Origin of the sequence: Thermomonospora catenispora, assembly GCF_006363815.1 — a bacterium.
In the GTDB taxonomy this organism is placed as follows: domain Bacteria; phylum Actinomycetota; class Actinomycetes; order Streptosporangiales; family Streptosporangiaceae; genus Thermomonospora; species Thermomonospora catenispora.
This window is the reverse complement of the sequence record NZ_RRYT01000009.1, coordinates 1-15,572: the sequence shown is the minus strand read 5'-3', so window position 1 is coordinate 15,572 and position 15,572 is coordinate 1. Positions and strand designations below refer to the sequence as shown.

Below are 15,572 nucleotides of genomic sequence, written 5' to 3'. Positions count from 1 at the left end.
TGATCTCCCTGATCTCCGTCCCGCCCCCGGTCACCCTCGGGTGCGTTCTCTCCGAAAGGCAATGATCATGAAGAAGCGTTCCTCGGACCGACTGCGGGCACCGCGCTCGTTCCTGGCCGTGGCCGCCGCCGGGGTCATGGCGCTGGCGATGACCGCCTGCGGCGGCACCACCAAGGACTCGGTGGGCTCCGGCGGCGGCAAGGCCGCCTCCACCGCCACGGCCGACCCGAACGCACCGCTCAAGGAGGGCATCAAGCTGGCCTTCCTGCCCAAGCAGATCAACAACCCCTACCTCACCCTGGTCGACAAGGCCGGCATCGCCGCCGCCGGGGAGTACAAGGGCGAGGCCAAGGAGGTCGGCCCCTCCGACGCCTCCGCCTCCTCGCAGGTCTCCTACATCAACACGCTGGTGCAGCAGCGCCAGGACGCCATCCTGATCTCCGCCAACGACCCCAACGCGGTGTGCGGTCCGCTGCAGCAGGCCCGCCGGCGCGGCATCAAGGTGGTGGCCTACGACTCCGACACCGCCCCCCAGTGCCGGGACGTGTTCATCAACCAGGCCGCCTCCGAGGACGTCGGCCGCAGCCAGATCAAGCTGCTGGCCGAGCTGATGGGCGGCGAGGGCGAGTTCGCGGTGCTGTCGGCGACCGCCAACGCCACGAATCAGAACACGTGGATCCGGCACATGCAGGAGGAGCTGAAGAAGCCCGAGTACGCCAAGATGAAGCTGGTCAAGATCGTCTACGGGGACGACGACGACCAGAAGTCCTTCCAGCAGACCCAGGGCCTGCTGCAGGCGTACCCGAACCTCAAGGGCATCATCGCCCCCACCACCGTCGGCATCGCCGCGGCCGCCCGCTACATCTCCGGCTCCAAGTACAAGGGCGAGGTCGTGGTGACCGGGCTGGGCACGCCCAACCAGATGCGCCGGTTCGTCAAGGACGGCACCGTCGAGAAGTTCCAGCTGTGGAACCCCGACGACCTGGGCTACCTGGCCTCCTACGCCGCCGCGGCGCTGGTCTCCGGCCAGATCACCGGCAAGGAGGGCGAGATCCTCAAGGCCGGCAGGCTCGGTGAGCGCCCCATCCGGGCCGGCGGCGAGATCGTGCTCGGCCCGCCGTTCACCTTCGACGCCTCCAACATCGACCAGTTCGACTTCTGATCGGCTCCCGCCCCCGGCCTGCGCGGGGCGGCCGGGGGCGGGCCCGGAGGAAGGACCCCCATGCAACGCGTCTGCTTTCTGCTGAGAGTCCGGCCGGACCGGATCGAGGAGTACAAGGAGCGGCACCGGGCGGTGTGGCCGGAGATGCGGGCCGCCCTGCGCGAGAGCGGCTGGCGCAACTACTCGCTCTTCCTGCGCGACGACGGCCTGCTGGTCGGCTACCTGGAGACCGAGGACTTCGAGGCCGCCAAGGCGGCGATGGCCGCCACCGAGGTCAACGCCCGCTGGCAGGCCGAGATGGCGCCGTTCTTCGCGGACCTGGACGGCCGGCCCGACGAGAACATGACCCCCCTCACCGAGGTCTTCCACCTCGACTGAGGCCCCACCGAACGCTCCCAGAGAGGCACCCATGAGCGACATCCGCGCGGTCAAGGAGGCCCTGCGCCGCCAGCACATCGAGACGCCGTCGTGGGCGTACGGCAACTCGGGCACCCGCTTCAAGGTCTTCCCGCAGCGGGGCGTGCCGCGCACCCCGCAGGAGAAGATCGACGACGCGGCCCAGGTGCACAAGTACACCGGGGTCGCGCCCAGCGTGGCGCTGCACATCCCCTGGGACGCCGTCGACGACTACGCGGCGCTCGCCGAGTACGCCCGCGAACGCGGAGTGCGGATCGGGGCGATCAACTCCAACGTCTTCCAGGACGAGGACTACATGCTCGGCAGCGTCACCAACCCCGACCCCCGGGTCCGCAAGAAGGCGCTGAACCACCTGCTGGAGTGCGTCGACATCATGGACGCCACCGGGTCGCGGGACCTGAAGCTGTGGTTCTCCGACGGCACCAACTACCCCGGGCAGGACGACATCCGCGCCCGCCAGGACCGGCTGGCCGAGGCGCTGTCGGCGGTGTACGAACGGCTCGGCGACCACCAGCGGTTCCTGCTGGAGTACAAGCTGTTCGAGCCGGCCTTCTACATGACCGACGTCCCGGACTGGGGCACCGCCTACGCCCACTGCGTCCGGCTCGGCCCCAAGGCCCAGGTCGTGGTGGACACCGGGCACCACGCCCCCGGCACCAACATCGAGTTCATCGTGGCGTTCCTGCTGCGCGAGGGGAAGCTCGGCGGGTTCGACTTCAACTCCCGCTTCTACGCCGACGACGACCTGATGGTGGGCGCGGCCGACCCGTTCCAGCTGTTCCGGATCATGCACGAGGTGGTGCGGGGCGGAGGGTACGAGCCCGAGGCCGGCGTGGCGTTCATGCTCGACCAGTGCCACAACATCGAGCCCAAGATCCCGGGCCAGATCCGGTCGGTGATGAACGTGCAGGAGGCCACCGCCAAGGCGCTGCTGGTGGACGCCGACGCGCTGCGCCGGGCCCAGCAGGAGGGGGACGTGCTGGCCGCCAACGCGGTGCTGATGGACGCCTACAACACCGACGTGCGCCCGCTGCTGGCCGAACTGCGCGAGGAGATGGGCCTGGACCCCGACCCGATCGCCGCCTATCTGCGCTCCGGCCACCAGGAGAAGATCATCGCCGAACGCCGGGACGGCACCGCCGCCGGCTGGGGCGCCTGACCGCCCCGACGACCCGCCCCGCCGACACGTTCGCCGAACATGCGAAGGAGCAGAGGATGACCGCCACTCCGCCCGAGGTGGAGCAGTTGCTCGAACGGGCCCACACCCTGGGCTCCGACCCGCGCAACACCAACTACGCGGGAGGCAACGCCTCGGCCAAGGGCGTCGTCACCGACCCCGTGACCGCCCGGGAGGTGGAGCTGCTGTGGGTGAAGGGCTCAGGCGGCGACCTGGGCACCCTCACCGAGGACGGACTGGCCGTGCTGCGGCTGGATCGGCTGCGCGCCCTGGTGGACGTCTATCCCGGGGTCGAGCGCGAGGACGAGATGGTCGCCGCGTTCGACTACTGCCTGCACGGCAAGGGCGGGGCCGCACCGTCCATCGACACCGCCATGCACGGGCTGGTGGACGCCAAGCACGTCGACCACCTGCACCCCGACTCCGGCATCGCCATCGCCACCGCCGCCGACGGCGAGGAGCTGACCCGCCGGATCTTCGGCGACCGCGTGGTGTGGGTGCCGTGGCGGCGGCCCGGCTTCCAGCTCGGGCTGGACATCGCCGCCGTCAAGAAGGACAACCCGCAGGCCATCGGGGTGATCCTGGGCGGGCACGGGATCACCGCCTGGGGCGAGACCAGCGCCGAGTGCCAGGCCAACTCGCTGGAGATCATCCGCACCGCCGAGCGGTACATCGAGCAGCACGGCCGGCCCGACCCGTTCGGCCCGGTGATCGAGGGCTACGAGCCGCTGCCGGAGGCCGAGCGGCACGCCCGCGCCGCACAGCTGTTCCCGCTGCTGCGCGGACTGTGCTCGACCGACCGGCCGCAGGTGGGGCACTACACCGACGACGAGGCGGTGCTGGACTTCCTCGCCCGCGCCGAGCACCCCCGCCTGGCCGCCCTCGGCACCTCCTGCCCCGACCACTTCCTGCGCACCAAGGTCGCGCCGCTGGTGCTGGACCTGCCGCCGGACGCCCCGCTGGAGGACGTCCGCGCCCGGCTGACGGAGCTGCACGAGGAGTACCGCAAGGCCTACCGGGCCTACTACGAGCGGCACGCCTCCCCCGACTCCCCGCCGATGCGCGGGGCGGATCCGGCGATCGTGCTGGTGCCCGGCGTCGGGATGTTCAGCTTCGGCTCCGACAAGCAGACCGCGCGGGTGGCCGGCGAGTTCTACGTCAACGCCGTCAACGTGATGCGCGGCGCGGAGGCGCTGTCGACCTACCGGCCGATCCCCGAGTCGGAGAAGTTCCGCATCGAGTACTGGGAGCTGGAGGAGGCCAAGCTCCGCCGCCGGCCCGAGCCCAAGCCGCTGGCCGCCCGGGTCGCGCTGGTCACCGGCGGCGGGTCGGGCATCGGCGCGGCCACCGCCCGGCGCCTGGCCGCCGAGGGCGCCTGCGTGATCGTCGCCGACCGCGACCTGCCCGCGGCCGAGAGGGTCGCCGCGGAGATCGCCGAGGCGAACAAGGCGCTCCGGCCCGGCGACGTCGCCGTCGCGGTGGGCGTGGACGTCACCCGCGAGGAGGAGATCGCCGCCGCGCTCCGGGCCGGGGTGCTGGCGTTCGGCGGGGTGGACCTGGTGGTCAACAACGCCGGGCTGTCGCTGTCCAAGCCGCTGCTGGAGACCACCGCGCAGGACTGGGACCTCCAGCACGACGTGATGGCGCGCGGTTCGTTCCTGGTGTCCCGGGAGACCGCCCGGATCATGATCGACCAGGGGATGGGCGGCGACATCGTCTACATCGTCTCCAAGAACGGCGTGTTCGCCGGCCCCAACAACATCGCCTACAGCGCCGCCAAGGCCGACCAGGCCCACCAGGTGCGGCTGCTGGCCGCCGAGCTGGGCGAGCACGGCATCCGGGTCAACGGCGTCAACCCCGACGGGGTGGTGCGCGGCTCGGGCATCTTCGCCGGCGGCTGGGGCGCCCAGCGCGCCGCCGTCTACGGAGTGCCCGAGGAGAGGCTCGGGGAGTTCTACGCCCAGCGCACCCTGCTCAAGCGCGAGGTGCTGCCCGAGCACGTGGCCGCCGCGGTGTTCGCGCTCACCGGCGGCGACCTGACCCACACCACCGGCCTGCACGTTCCGGTGGACGCGGGGGTGGCCGCCGCCTTCCTGCGCTGACCCGCGCCCGCCTTCCGCGCCGGGGCCGGCCTGCGGCCCCGCCGCCTCGGCGGAACCGGCTCGACATCGGCTCGACATCGACTCGACGGGACCGGTGCCGGTCGCGCAGGAGCCGCACCGGTCCCGTCGCGCCACCGGCCGACGACCCGTCCCGACGCCGGCCCCGGCGGGCGTTCGGGGCGGGCTTTCGAGGGGTCGGTCCCGTTCCGGCACGGGTCATGGTGCGGCCCGGTGTTACGCGGTTGTATCGCTGCGGTTACCGAAGTGGACATGACCGGACGAGGTCCCTGGGGAACGCGTTCCCGATAGGGTCCGAAGAGTCCGCCGTGACGACCTCGGATGAGCAGTGACCCCTGTGAGCGCGACGCCATCGACCCGGACGCGGGCCCGACTGACCCGCACCCAGATCGCCGCACGAGCCGCCTACGTGCTGGCCGGCAACGACCGCGGCCGCCTGACGGTCGCCGCCCCCCAGCTCTATCCGCACATGTGGAGCTGGGACGCGGCGTTCATCGCCATGGGGCTGGCCCGGGTGTCGACCGGCCGGGCGCTCACCGAGCTGGAGACGCTGCTGGGCGCCCAGTGGCGGACGGGGATGGTGCCGCACATCGTCTTCACCGAGGGGGAGACGGGGTACGAGCCCGGCCCGCATCGGTGGGCGTGCGGCCGGGTCTGCCCGGACGCGCCGCGACGCCCGGCCACCAGCGGGCTGATCCAGCCGCCGGTGCACGGGGTGGCGGTCCGCCGGATCCTGGATGCGGCGCACGGGGCGCCGGCGGCGGAGCGGCGCGATGCGACGGAGCGGATCCGGGCGATGTGGCCCCGGCTGCTGGCCTGGCACCGCTATCTGGCCGAGCGGCGCGATCCCGAACGGCGCGGGCTGCTGACGATCTATCACGGGTGGGAGAGCGGGCTGGACGACTCGCCCCGCTGGGACGCCCCCTACAAGAACGTCGTGCCGGCGCCGGAGTTCGTCCCCTTCCGCCGCGCCGACCTGCACGCGCTCGGCGCGCTCGGCGGAGCCGCGGCGCAGCGCCCCTCCGACGCCGAGTACGTCAAGTACCAGTGGCTGGTGGAGGAGCTGCGGCGGGCCCGCTACGACGACGCGACCGCCCGCCGGACCGTGAGCTTCCGGATGGCCGACGTGCTGAGCAGCGCGCTGTTCGCGGCCGCCAGCGAGGAGCTGGCCACCGTCGCCGATGAGCTGGGGCTGTCCGGGGCGGAGGAGCTGATCGGGTACGCCGACCGGTTCCGCCGCGGGGTGCTGGAGACCGCCGACGATCGGGGGTTCGCCGCCGACGTGGACCTGCGCACCGGCGAGGTGATCCGCACTCAGACCGTCGCCGGGTTCGCCCCGCTGCTGTCGGGCGGGCTCGATCCGGACCGGCGGCGGGCGCTGGTGGAGACGCTGGTCTCGGCGGACTGGTGCGGGCATCCGGGGTTCGCGCACGCCCTGCCGCCCAGCACCAGCCCCTCGTCCTCGGCGTTCGACCCGGTGCGGTACTGGCGCGGCCCGCAGTGGCCGCCGATGAGCTGGCTGCTGATCTGGGGCCTGGAGCGTTCCGGAGAGCAGGAGACGGCCCTGGCCCTGCGGGAGGCGGCTCTCGACCAGCTCGCCGACGGGGTGTTCGCCGAGTACTACCACCCCTTCACCGGGGAGCCGCTGGGCGCCCGGCCGCAGTCGTGGACCGCCGCCGTGGCCTTGGACCTGCTCGCCTGAGCGCCTCTGCTGGCGGCCCCGCGCTCTCGGCGCCGGGACGTCCGACGGTCTCCCTCTCCTCGCCGCCGGGACGTCCGGGCCGCCGGACGGCGCCGGGGCACGGCAGGGCTCGAGGGGCCCTCGGCGCGGTAGGCCAAGAGCGCCATGGAACACCATCCGAAGGGGTGTCGGATATGACCTGAAGGTCTAAAAAAGGTGTTCTCGGCAGCGGGTCATGGTCGGGTTATGGTGGCTGGTAAAGCGCGCACCATGCGCCGGCATGGGAGAGCAAGGTCGTCATGCCCAGACCCCCCGCCAAGGCCCAGGCCATCGCCAACGCGCTGGCCGCTCGGATCGTCGAGGGCGAGCTGGCCCCCGACACCTGGCTGCCGTCCGAGCGCCGATTGGCCGCCGAGTTCGGCGCCGACCGCTCCACCGTGCGCCGCGCCCTGCGCATGCTGGGCGACCAGGGCCTGGTGGTGCTGCATCCCGGCAGCGGCGTCCGGGTCCGCTCCACCAGGCCGGTGCGTCGTTCGGCGTCCGACATCACCCGGCAGGTCGGACAGTGGCGGGGTTTCCACGTCTCCGCGCAACAGGCCGGGCGCGAGCCGTTCACCCGCACCACGGTCGCGGAGGTGACCGCCGACGCGCTGCTGGCCCGCTGGTTGGCCGTTCCGGTCGGCACCACCGTGCTGCGCCGGGCCCGGGTGCAGGGGGTGGTGGGGGAGCCGCCCGTCCAGACCGCCACCACCTGGGTGATCATGGACGTGGTCGAGCAGATCCCGGTGCTGCGCCAGGTCGACACCGGGCCCGGCGGGATCTACTCCCGCTTGGAGGAGCTGGGCTACCGGGTGTGGTTCGAAGAGAGCGTCACCTGCCGGCTGCCCCGCCCCGAGGAACAGGAGACGTTGCTGATCAACGCCGACCAACCGGTGCTCACCCTCTGGCGGCGCGGGTACGACCAGGACGAACGCATCCTGGAGGTCACCCACCGCGTGGTGGTCGGCGACCGGCACGAGCTCATCTACCGCTACGGACAGGGGCCGGCATGAGGGAGGACGGCGAGGGGCCGAGCATCCGGCGACTGGACTCTCGGGTCGTCTACCGCAACCGGTGGATGAGCGTGCGCGAGGACCGCATCCTCCGCCCCGACGGCGTGGAGGGCGTCTACGGTGTCGTGGACAAGCCCGACTTCGCCGTGGTCGTCCCGGTCGAGAACGACGGCTTCCACATGGTGGAGGAGTACCGCTACCCGATCGGACGCCGCACCTGGAACTTTCCCCAAGGCTCCTTCCCCGAGGGCGTGACCGGCACCCCCGAGGAGCTGGCCCGGGCCGAGCTGGCCGAGGAGACCGGCCTGCGCGCCGGCCGCCTGGAGCATCTGGGCTATCTGCACTGCTCCCACGGCACCAGCGGCCAGGGCTTCGACGTCTTCCTGGCCACCGACCTGACCCCCGGCCCGCCCGCGCGCGAACCCGAAGAACAGGACATGCGTCAGCGCTGGATCTCCCGCAAGGAGTTCGGCGAGCTGCTCGAACGGGGCCGCATCACCGACGACTCCACCCTGGCCGCCTACCTGCTGCTGCTGCGGCACGAGGGCCGCGTCCCCTGAGCGCGCACGACGGCGCGGAGATCAGGCGGAGAAGACGGCGGAGTTCACGGCAGAGGGGTGTTGAGGGCGACCAGGCCGGCGCCGCCGCGGTCCATCACCAGCTCGGTCGGGCAGCAGTTGCGCAGCACCGGGAACGCGGTGCGGTACCGGGCCAGCGGGAGGCCCAGCAGCTCGCACAGCACCAGGCGCAGCAGCGTGTTGTGCGCCACGACCAGAATCCGGCCGCCGGGATGACGGGCGGCGATGCGGTGCAGGGCGGCCGCCCCGCGGGCGGCGGCGGCCACGGGGTCCTCCGCTCCCGGGAACGCCCCGGCGACCGGGTCGGCGCGGAACGCGGCGGCCTGCTCCGGCGGCAGCTCGGCGAGCGTGCGGCCCTCGGCGGAGCCGAAGTCGAGCTCGGCCAGGTCCGCGTCCACCTCCACCGGCAGCCCCAGGGCCCGCGCCGAGGGGGCGGCGGTCGCCCGCGCCCGGCTCAGCGGCGACGCCCACACCGCGTCCAGCCCGGTCCGGCACGCCCACCTCGCCAGCCGGGCCGCCTGGCGACGCCCCCGTTCGGTGAGCGCCACGTCGCTGACCCCGGCGTACCGGTTCTCGGCGTGCCAGACGGTCTCCCCGTGCCGCACCAGGAACAAGGTCGTGCTCATGCCCCCTGCCGCTCTCGTGGACTCGGCGCGCGTCCCGCCCGGCGCCCGATCGGCATCCAGTATGGGGCCGGGATGAGAGAGACGCGGAGGGCGGCGCCGCCGGCCGCGAGCGCTCAGCCGTTCCCGGGCCGCCCGGGGGAGGCGGGCTCGGGGCGGGGGAACAGGGTGAGGAATCGTTCCACCAGCCCACGGTCGCCCTCCACCCGCACGGCGCCGGTCGCCAGCGCCTCGGCGAGCGGGCGTGCCGTGAACACCAGCGAGCGCAGCGTGGCGACATCGGTGTCGATCACCGCGTCGGGGCGGGCGGCGGCCCGGTCGACCTCCAGCACGCCCCGCATGACGCGGATCCGGAACGCCTCGTCGCCCAGCCGCAGCGCCACCTCGGCCTCCAGGTCCCGCGCGGCGCGGGCGTCGAACACCGTCTTCAGGGCGATCACCATGGAGTCCGGGCTCAGCTCGCCCGCGACCTCCAGCGGGGCGCGGGCGCCCCAGGCGGCCAGGCCCAGCAGCACCGGCTCCAGATCGCGGCCCCACTCGGTCAGCTCGTACACCCATGCGCCGGCGGGCGGGCCGAGCCGGCGCCTGCGGATCACCCCCTTGCCGGTCAGCTCCCGCAGCCGGTGCGACAGCACGTTCTGGCTGACTCCGGGAAGAGCGCGGTGCAGGTCGGAGAACCGTTTGGGGCCCAGCAACAGCTCTCGCACGACCAGCAGCGCCCAGCGCTCCCCGACCACGTCCAACGCGCGGGCGATCCCGCACGGATCGCCGTAGCTGCGACTCGCCGCCATCGTCGGCCGCCCATCCGTTCGTGCTTGTTTTCCAGGAGTGTCTGCTCCTAATTTAGGAGCATGACTGTGCCGGACCCGTGCTCGGGCGACGCGCGATCGCCGCGGATCGCCGACGGCCCGGACTCGCCGACCGTGCAGGGAGGCCGACGATGGCGACGTACGTGCTGATCCCCGGCGCCGGCGGCGAGTCCTGGCACTGGCACCGGGTCGTGCCGCTGCTGCGGGAGCGCGGCCACGACGTGGTGGCGCCCGACCTGCCCGCCGACGATGAGACGGCCGGGTTCGCCGAGTACGCCGATGTGGTGGTGCGGGCGATCGGGGACCGGCGGAACCTGGTCGTGGTGGGCCACTCGATGGGCGGCTTCGTCGCCCCGATGGTGTGCGAACGGGTGCCGGTGGACCTGATGGTGCTGGTGGCGGCCATGGTGCCCAGACCGGGGGAGTCCGGCGGCGAGTGGTGGACCGCCACCGGGCAGCAGCGGGCCATGCGGGAGCTGGCCGAACGTCGGGGCGTGGTGCTCGGCGAGGACTTCGATCCGAGGGACGTGTTCTTCCACGACGTCCCGCCCGGCATCGCCGCCGAGGCCATGGCGGGCGGGCTGGAGCAGTCCGCCAGGCCCTTCGCGGATCCCTGGCCGCTGGACCGCTGGCCCCGGGTGCCCACCCGCTTCCTGCTGTGCCGCGACGACCGGATGTTCCCCGCCGACTTCCAGCGGCGGGTGGTGCGGGAGCGGCTGGGGATCGAACCCGATGAGATGCCCGGCGGCCACATGCCCGCGCTCGCCCGCCCGTCCGAACTGGTCGAACGGCTGGAGGGCTACCGAGTCCGGGCCGGGCTGCCGTGAACAGGGCCGCGGCCCGGCCCCGCCGGGACCGGGCCGCGCACGACGGGCCGCAGGAAGGGGACGGTCAGTCGCCGCCCGCCTGCGTCGCCGTCCACAGCAGCGCCCGCGCCACCTGCGGGAACAGCCCCTTGGGGTGGTTGCGGAACAGCGGCTCGGTGCCGAACAGCACCACCGCCGCCCCCCGCTCGTCCACCCCGCGGATCACCGTCGCCTGGCCGCGCGCCGCCTCCGGGCCGCCGGCGCCGTCGGCTCCGGCCCGCCAGTGCCCGGCGATCAGCGGTCCCTGTCCGGCGAACCGCTGCTCGACCGTCACCTCCGGGCCCAGATCGGTGAACCAGCGCGGCGAGTACACGAACGAGTACGGCGCCGACCCGCCGGTGATCGGGCCGCCGGCGTTCACCACCGACACCGTGCCGTTGGCGTCGCCGCGCCCGGCCACCGCGGTCGCCGTCAGCAGGCCGGCCGCCGCGTTGAACGACGCGCCCGTGGCGCCGCGGGCCACCACGCCGCCCCCGGCCAGGAAGTCCTCCAGCGCCCGCCGGGCCTGCGCGGTGAGCTGGCCGTGGTTCAGGCCGCTGGAGACGTACAGCACGTCCACCGAGCTCCAGTCGAACCCGGCGTTCAGCGTCGCCGTCGACACCGGGGTCACCGCGAAGCCCATCTCCTGCAGGCTGAACACGTCGTCGGCGCTGGCCGCCGCGGCGACCCTGGGCCTCCGCAGCACCGTGCCGCCGCCCGGGCCGGAGGCCCTGGCGAAGCGCACCCCGTACCGGTCGGCGACCGCACGGGCCGCCGGCCTGGCCGACGCCGGGATCCGCACCGAACCGTCACCGGTCCACCGGGCCTGGACGCCCCGCCCGAGCAGCTCGTTGAGGGCGCTGACCTCCTTGGGGTCGTCCAGCCGCAGCACCAGGTCGCCCGAGGGGGGCACCGACCCGGTCGGCGCGGCGGCCGACACCGGCCGGGCCTTCACGCCCTTCAGGTCGCCGCGCGGGATCGGGTCGACCGTCGCGCCCCACAGGTGCGCCAGGCTCCAGCCGGAGATGTCGTACATCGCGTCGACCCGCGGGCTGATGTCCGCGCCCGCCTCCAGCAGCACGTTGGCCATGCCGCGCTTGGGCTGGTGCATGTCCACCACGTACGAGCCGGCCGGGTAGTCCTTGCCGCCCAGCCGGAACGGCCGGGTCGCCCGCTGCACCCGCACGTCGTTGGCGATCAGGTGGTCCACCAGCCGGGCCGCCGCCGCCTCCGACCGCTGCCCGCTCCCGGCGGGGATCACATACGCCCGCGGGAACGTGGTGGTGTAGACGTCCTCGGGCCCGAAGCCCGGCACGATGCCCTCGGGGACCCGCTTGGACGGCTCGCCGGCCGCGCCCCGGCGGAACATCTCGATCTGGTCGGCCACCAGCTGCGGACCCCGCTCGCGGACGAACGACAGCGTCCCGGCGATCGCCGCCGCCGCGACATCGATGTTGATCTTCGCGCGGCGACGCAGCTCCTCCACCGGCTGGTCGGTGTAGTCGGCGTTGTTGACCCGCAGCGGGATCTCGACGGTGTGCGAGGCCACCGCGCCGTGGAACGGGGCGTACTGCGGAGTGAAGATCGGGGGCCAGTCGTCCCAGCCCTCCTCCCAGTCCCGGAACGGGATCTGCGGCGGATGGACCCCGTCCCTCTCGGGCGTGTACCCCAGCGCCTTGATCGCCGCCTCCATGCCGAGGCCGTTGGCGTAGGCGTTCTTGATGAACAGGTCGTACTCGTAGTTCTGCCCGTGCGGCGGGGTGGTGGGCTCCACCAGCGTGCCGTTGACGTAACCGTGCAGGTCCAGCATCACCACCGGCTGGGTGTCGATCATCACCTGCCGCATCGACCGCACCTCGGGCTGGGAGGCGGTGATGAAGTCGCGGTTCATGTCGAACCCGGCCCCGTTGACGCGGGTGCCGTTGACCCGGCCGTCGGGGTTGGCGGTGACGTTGAAGTACAACCGCGTCCGCGCCAGCAGCTCACGGGTCTGCGCGTCCTGGGCGGTGGCCAGCCGCTCGATGGTGCGCAGCACCGCGTCGGTGCCCTCCCACTCGTTGCCGTGGATGTTGCCGTTGATGAAGACCGGGGCCTTGTAGGAGCGCTTGATCTGCGGATCCCTGGCCGCCTTGGCCGGGTCGTCCTCGATCATGGCGCGCATCGCCGCCTGCGCCCGGGCCTGCGCCGGGCTCTCCGGCGCGGTCACCGTCACCAGGTACAGCTCGCGGCCCTGGTGGCTGCGGCCGATCACCTCCACGCTGACCCGGTCGCTGCGCCGCTGCAGGTCGTTCAGCATGGGGGCGATGGCGTGGTAGGGGGTCAGACCGAGTTTGATCGAGGCGTCGGAGGGGTTCTCCGGCGGCTCGGTCAGCACGGTGCGCCGGGGATAGCCGCGGGTGAGATCCCACGGGTAGCGGCTCAGGTCGGCGCCGAGCCGCTGCTTCGGCACGGGGCTCGCGGCTGTGTTGCGTTCCGGTCCGTTGCCGAACTCGCGCGCCACCGGGGAACGACGCGGTCCGGGCTCGGCCGCCGCGGGGGCCGTCGCGGGGAGGAGCAGCGCCGCCGCCACCGCGCCTCCGACGAGGGGGTATGCGAGATGTCTTCTCACCGGGACCTCCAGGAGCGTCCCTTCGGTTCCTATCTCCGGTGATCTTGGGCGGCAAAGGGCGGATTCTGACGATCCGGTCGCGCCCTCTTCGGCAGGCCGTTGCGCGTGACCGGCGTCACCAGGGGAAATCCATTGATCTCAACTATGGTCGAGGTTCTAGCGTGGCGGGCATGACCACTCAGATCCCTCCGCGCGCCGGTCGCCGGGAGTGGGCGGGCCTGGCCGTGCTGATCCTGCCGACCCTGCTGATCTCCATCGACCTGAGCGTGCTGCACCTGGCTCAGCCCCAGCTCAGCGCCGACCTGCGGCCCAGCAGCTCGCAGCTGCTGTGGATCAACGACGTGTACGGTTTCCTGATCGCCGGGTTCCTGATCACCATGGGGAACCTCGGCGACCGGATCGGGCGGCGCCGGCTGCTGCTCACCGGCGGCACCGCGTTCGGGATCGCCTCCGTGCTGGCCGCCTACGCCCCCAACGCCGAACTGCTGATCCTGGCGCGAGGGCTGCTCGGGGTGGCGGGGGCCACGCTGATGCCGTCCACCCTGTCGCTGATCCGCGCCATGTTCCCCGACCCGGCGCAGCGCACTCGGGCCGTCAGCCTGTGGATGATCGGCTTCAGCGGCGGCATGGTCCTCGGTCCGGTGGTGGGCGGTCTGCTGCTGGAGCGCTTCTGGTGGGGGTCGGTGTTCCTGCTCGGCGTGCCGGTGATGGCGGTGCTGGGCGTGCTCGGCCCGCTGCTGCTGCCGGAGTCCCGTGACCCGCGGTCGGGCCGTGTCGATCTGCTGAGCGTGCTGCTGTCGCTGACCGGCGTGATCGCGATGATCTACGGGATCAAGGAGATCGCCGCCTACGGGGCGCACGCCGGGCCGGTGGCGGCGGTGGCGGCGGGCGCGGCGATCTTGGCGTTGTTCGTGCGGCGGCAGCGCCGGATCGCCGATCCGATGCTGGACCTGGGGCTGTTCGCCCAGCGCCGGTTCAGCGTCTCGCTGGGCGTGCTCGTGCTGGTCATCCTGGTGGGACCGGGCCTGGGGATGCTCACCGCGCAGTACCTGCAGCTGGTGCTGGGCCTGAGCCCGCTGGAGGCGGGGCTGTGGGGGCTGCCGCAGTCGGCGGCGGTCATCACGGCGTTCCTGGTGACCCCGACGCTGGCCCGGCGGTTCCCTCCCGCCACGGTCGCCGCCGTCGGGCTGGGGGTCAGCGCGGTCGGCGTCGCCCTGCTGACCCGGACCGGCGCGGACTCCGGCCTGGCGCCGCTGGTGGCGGGGCAGGTCCTGTTCTTCGCGGGCGCCTCCCCGATGATGGTGCTGGGCACCGACATGATCATCTCCGCGGCCCCGCCGGAGCGGGCGGGCGCGGCCTCGGCGCTGTCGGAGACCGCCCAGGAGTTCGGCGGCGCGCTGGGACTGGCGGTCTTCGGCAGCGTCGCCACCGTCGTCTACCGCGCCGAGCTGGATGCGCCCGCCGGAGTGCCCGCCGAGGCCGTGCGGGCGGCCCGCGACACCCTGGGCGGCGCGGCCGAGGTCGCGGGCCGGCTGCCCGGCGAGCTGGGCGACGCGCTGCTGACCGGCGCCCGCGAGGCGTTCGTCGGCGGGATGCATCTGGCCGCCGCGACCGCGGCGGCGGTGACGCTGACGGCCGCCGTGCTGACCGCCGTGCTGCTGCGCCGGACCCCGGTGGCCGAGCGCCTCGCCGAGAAGGGCGCGGACGCGACGGAGTCGGACGTCGTCGCCTCCTAGGCTGCGGACCGTGAGCGAGCGATACGACGTCGTGGTGGTGGGGTCGGCCAACGCCGACCTGGTGGTCCGCGTCGAGCGGTGGCCCGCCCCCGGCCAGACGGTGCCGGGGTCGGACCCGACGGTCGTCCCCGGCGGCAAGGGCGCCAACCAGGCGGTGGCCGCCGCCCGCCTCGGCGGACGGGTGGCGTTCGTCGGCCGGATCGGCGAAGACCCGTACGGAGGGCTGCTGCGCGGTTCGCTGGAGGACGCCGGCGTCGCCCTCGACGCCCTCATGACCGCGCCGGGACCGAGCGGCACCGCGCTGATCACCGTCGGACCGGAGGGGGAGAGCGCCGTCATCGTCTCGCCCGGCGCCAACGGGCGGGTGACGCCGCAGGACATCGACCGGGCGGCCGGGGTGATCGGCGCGGCGCGGGTGGTCTCCCTGCAACTGGAGATCCCCCTGCCGGCGGTGCGGCGCGCCGCCGAGACCGCCGCGGCCGCCGGGGCCCGGGTGGTGCTCAACCCCTCGCCGGCCCGGCCGCTCCCCTCCGAGCTGCTGGCGTTGTGCGATCCGCTGGTGGTGAACGAGCATGAGGCGGCGTACCTGCTCGGCGCGGCGGTCGACGATCCGGCCGCCGGCGCCGCCGCGCTGCGCGCCCTCGGCCCCCGATCGGCGGTGATCACCCTCGGCGCGGCCGGCGCCGTGACCGCCGACGCCGCCGGCACCGCCCGGATCGCCGCCCCGCGGGTGCGGGCGGTCGACACCACCGGGGCCGGCGACG

13 protein-coding genes are annotated in these 15,572 nt (G+C 73.4%); 10 read left to right on the top strand and 3 right to left on the bottom strand.

Going from position 1 to position 15,572, the window contains the following annotated elements; translation table 11 throughout:
• Window positions 1–67: 67 nt before the first annotated feature.
• The 7 genes from rhaS to EIO00_RS09385 all read left to right on the top strand — a co-directional run bounded on the left by rhaS (window position 68) and on the right by EIO00_RS09385 (window position 8,169).
• Window positions 68–1,162, top strand: a complete 1,095-nt coding sequence (gene rhaS, locus EIO00_RS09415) for a rhamnose ABC transporter substrate-binding protein (protein ID WP_140177251.1) — start codon at window positions 68–70, stop codon at window positions 1,160–1,162.
• A 60-nt stretch (window positions 1,163–1,222) separates the two neighbouring features.
• Window positions 1,223–1,540 (top strand): L-rhamnose mutarotase, encoded by a 318-nt coding sequence (locus EIO00_RS09410; RefSeq protein WP_140177250.1) that lies wholly within the window; start codon window positions 1,223–1,225, stop codon window positions 1,538–1,540.
• Between the two features lie 31 nt (window positions 1,541–1,571).
• Window positions 1,572–2,738 carry an L-rhamnose isomerase gene (gene rhaI / locus EIO00_RS09405; RefSeq protein WP_140177248.1) on the top strand — a complete coding sequence of 389 codons (1,167 nt, stop codon included), beginning with the start codon at window positions 1,572–1,574 and terminating at the stop codon, window positions 2,736–2,738.
• A 56-nt stretch (window positions 2,739–2,794) separates the two neighbouring features.
• Complete coding sequence (locus tag EIO00_RS09400; protein WP_140177246.1) at window positions 2,795–4,858, top strand: bifunctional aldolase/short-chain dehydrogenase; 2,064 nt, start codon at window positions 2,795–2,797, stop codon at window positions 4,856–4,858.
• Between the two features lie 355 nt (window positions 4,859–5,213).
• Window positions 5,214–6,578, top strand: a complete 1,365-nt coding sequence (gene ggh / locus EIO00_RS09395; protein WP_140177244.1) for a glucosylglycerate hydrolase — start codon at window positions 5,214–5,216, stop codon at window positions 6,576–6,578.
• 278 nt (window positions 6,579–6,856) lie between these two features.
• Complete coding sequence (locus EIO00_RS09390; RefSeq protein ID WP_140177242.1) at window positions 6,857–7,609, top strand: GntR family transcriptional regulator; 753 nt, start codon at window positions 6,857–6,859, stop codon at window positions 7,607–7,609.
• The gene (locus EIO00_RS09385; RefSeq protein WP_140177240.1) at window positions 7,606–8,169 is read left to right on the top strand and encodes an NUDIX domain-containing protein; all 564 of its coding nucleotides are present in this window, start codon (window positions 7,606–7,608) and stop codon (window positions 8,167–8,169) included. Before EIO00_RS09390 ends, EIO00_RS09385 begins: the two co-directional genes overlap by 4 nt.
• Window positions 8,170–8,213: 44 nt before the next feature.
• On the opposite strand, the gene EIO00_RS09380 is transcribed toward EIO00_RS09385, so the two are convergent.
• Together EIO00_RS09380 and EIO00_RS25585 are read right to left on the bottom strand one after the other, a co-directional pair.
• Window positions 8,214–8,813, bottom strand: coding sequence for a histidine phosphatase family protein (locus EIO00_RS09380; RefSeq protein ID WP_140177238.1), 600 nt, complete (start codon window positions 8,811–8,813; stop codon window positions 8,214–8,216).
• Between the two features lie 113 nt (window positions 8,814–8,926).
• On the bottom strand, window positions 8,927–9,601 hold the full coding sequence (locus EIO00_RS25585) for a winged helix-turn-helix transcriptional regulator (protein WP_140177236.1): 675 nt from the start codon (window positions 9,599–9,601) through the stop codon (window positions 8,927–8,929).
• A 149-nt stretch (window positions 9,602–9,750) separates the two neighbouring features.
• Between EIO00_RS25585 and EIO00_RS09370 the strand changes: the two genes are divergently transcribed.
• Window positions 9,751–10,446 carry an alpha/beta fold hydrolase gene (locus tag EIO00_RS09370; RefSeq protein WP_140177234.1) on the top strand — a complete coding sequence of 232 codons (696 nt, stop codon included), beginning with the start codon at window positions 9,751–9,753 and terminating at the stop codon, window positions 10,444–10,446.
• Between the two features lie 64 nt (window positions 10,447–10,510).
• Here the strand turns inward: EIO00_RS09370 and EIO00_RS09365 are convergent, their stop codons facing one another.
• Window positions 10,511–13,072, bottom strand: coding sequence for a M14 family zinc carboxypeptidase (locus tag EIO00_RS09365; protein WP_241661239.1), 2,562 nt, complete (start codon window positions 13,070–13,072; stop codon window positions 10,511–10,513).
• A gap of 170 nt (window positions 13,073–13,242) precedes the next feature.
• On the opposite strand from EIO00_RS09365, the gene EIO00_RS09360 reads away from it, so the two are divergent.
• On the top strand, window positions 13,243–14,808 hold the full coding sequence (locus EIO00_RS09360) for an MFS transporter (RefSeq protein WP_175596172.1): 1,566 nt from the start codon (window positions 13,243–13,245) through the stop codon (window positions 14,806–14,808).
• 10 nt (window positions 14,809–14,818) lie between these two features.
• A partial coding sequence (locus EIO00_RS09355) for a ribokinase (protein WP_140177230.1) occupies window positions 14,819–15,572 on the top strand: 754 nt, incomplete at its 3' end.

Coding starts and splice junctions, on each gene's coding strand:
- rhaS (WP_140177251.1), top strand. CDS start 68: ATGAAGAAGCGTTCCTCGGACCGACTGCGGGCACCGCGCTCGTTCCTG.
- EIO00_RS09410 (WP_140177250.1), top strand. CDS start 1,223: ATGCAACGCGTCTGCTTTCTGCTGAGAGTCCGGCCGGACCGGATCGAG.
- rhaI (WP_140177248.1), top strand. CDS start 1,572: ATGAGCGACATCCGCGCGGTCAAGGAGGCCCTGCGCCGCCAGCACATC.
- EIO00_RS09400 (WP_140177246.1), top strand. CDS start 2,795: ATGACCGCCACTCCGCCCGAGGTGGAGCAGTTGCTCGAACGGGCCCAC.
- EIO00_RS09390 (WP_140177242.1), top strand. CDS start 6,857: ATGCCCAGACCCCCCGCCAAGGCCCAGGCCATCGCCAACGCGCTGGCC.
- EIO00_RS09385 (WP_140177240.1), top strand. CDS start 7,606: ATGAGGGAGGACGGCGAGGGGCCGAGCATCCGGCGACTGGACTCTCGG.
- EIO00_RS09380 (WP_140177238.1), bottom strand. CDS start 8,813: ATGAGCACGACCTTGTTCCTGGTGCGGCACGGGGAGACCGTCTGGCAC.
- EIO00_RS25585 (WP_140177236.1), bottom strand. CDS start 9,601: ATGGCGGCGAGTCGCAGCTACGGCGATCCGTGCGGGATCGCCCGCGCG.
- EIO00_RS09370 (WP_140177234.1), top strand. CDS start 9,751: ATGGCGACGTACGTGCTGATCCCCGGCGCCGGCGGCGAGTCCTGGCAC.
- EIO00_RS09360 (WP_175596172.1), top strand. CDS start 13,243: ATGACCACTCAGATCCCTCCGCGCGCCGGTCGCCGGGAGTGGGCGGGC.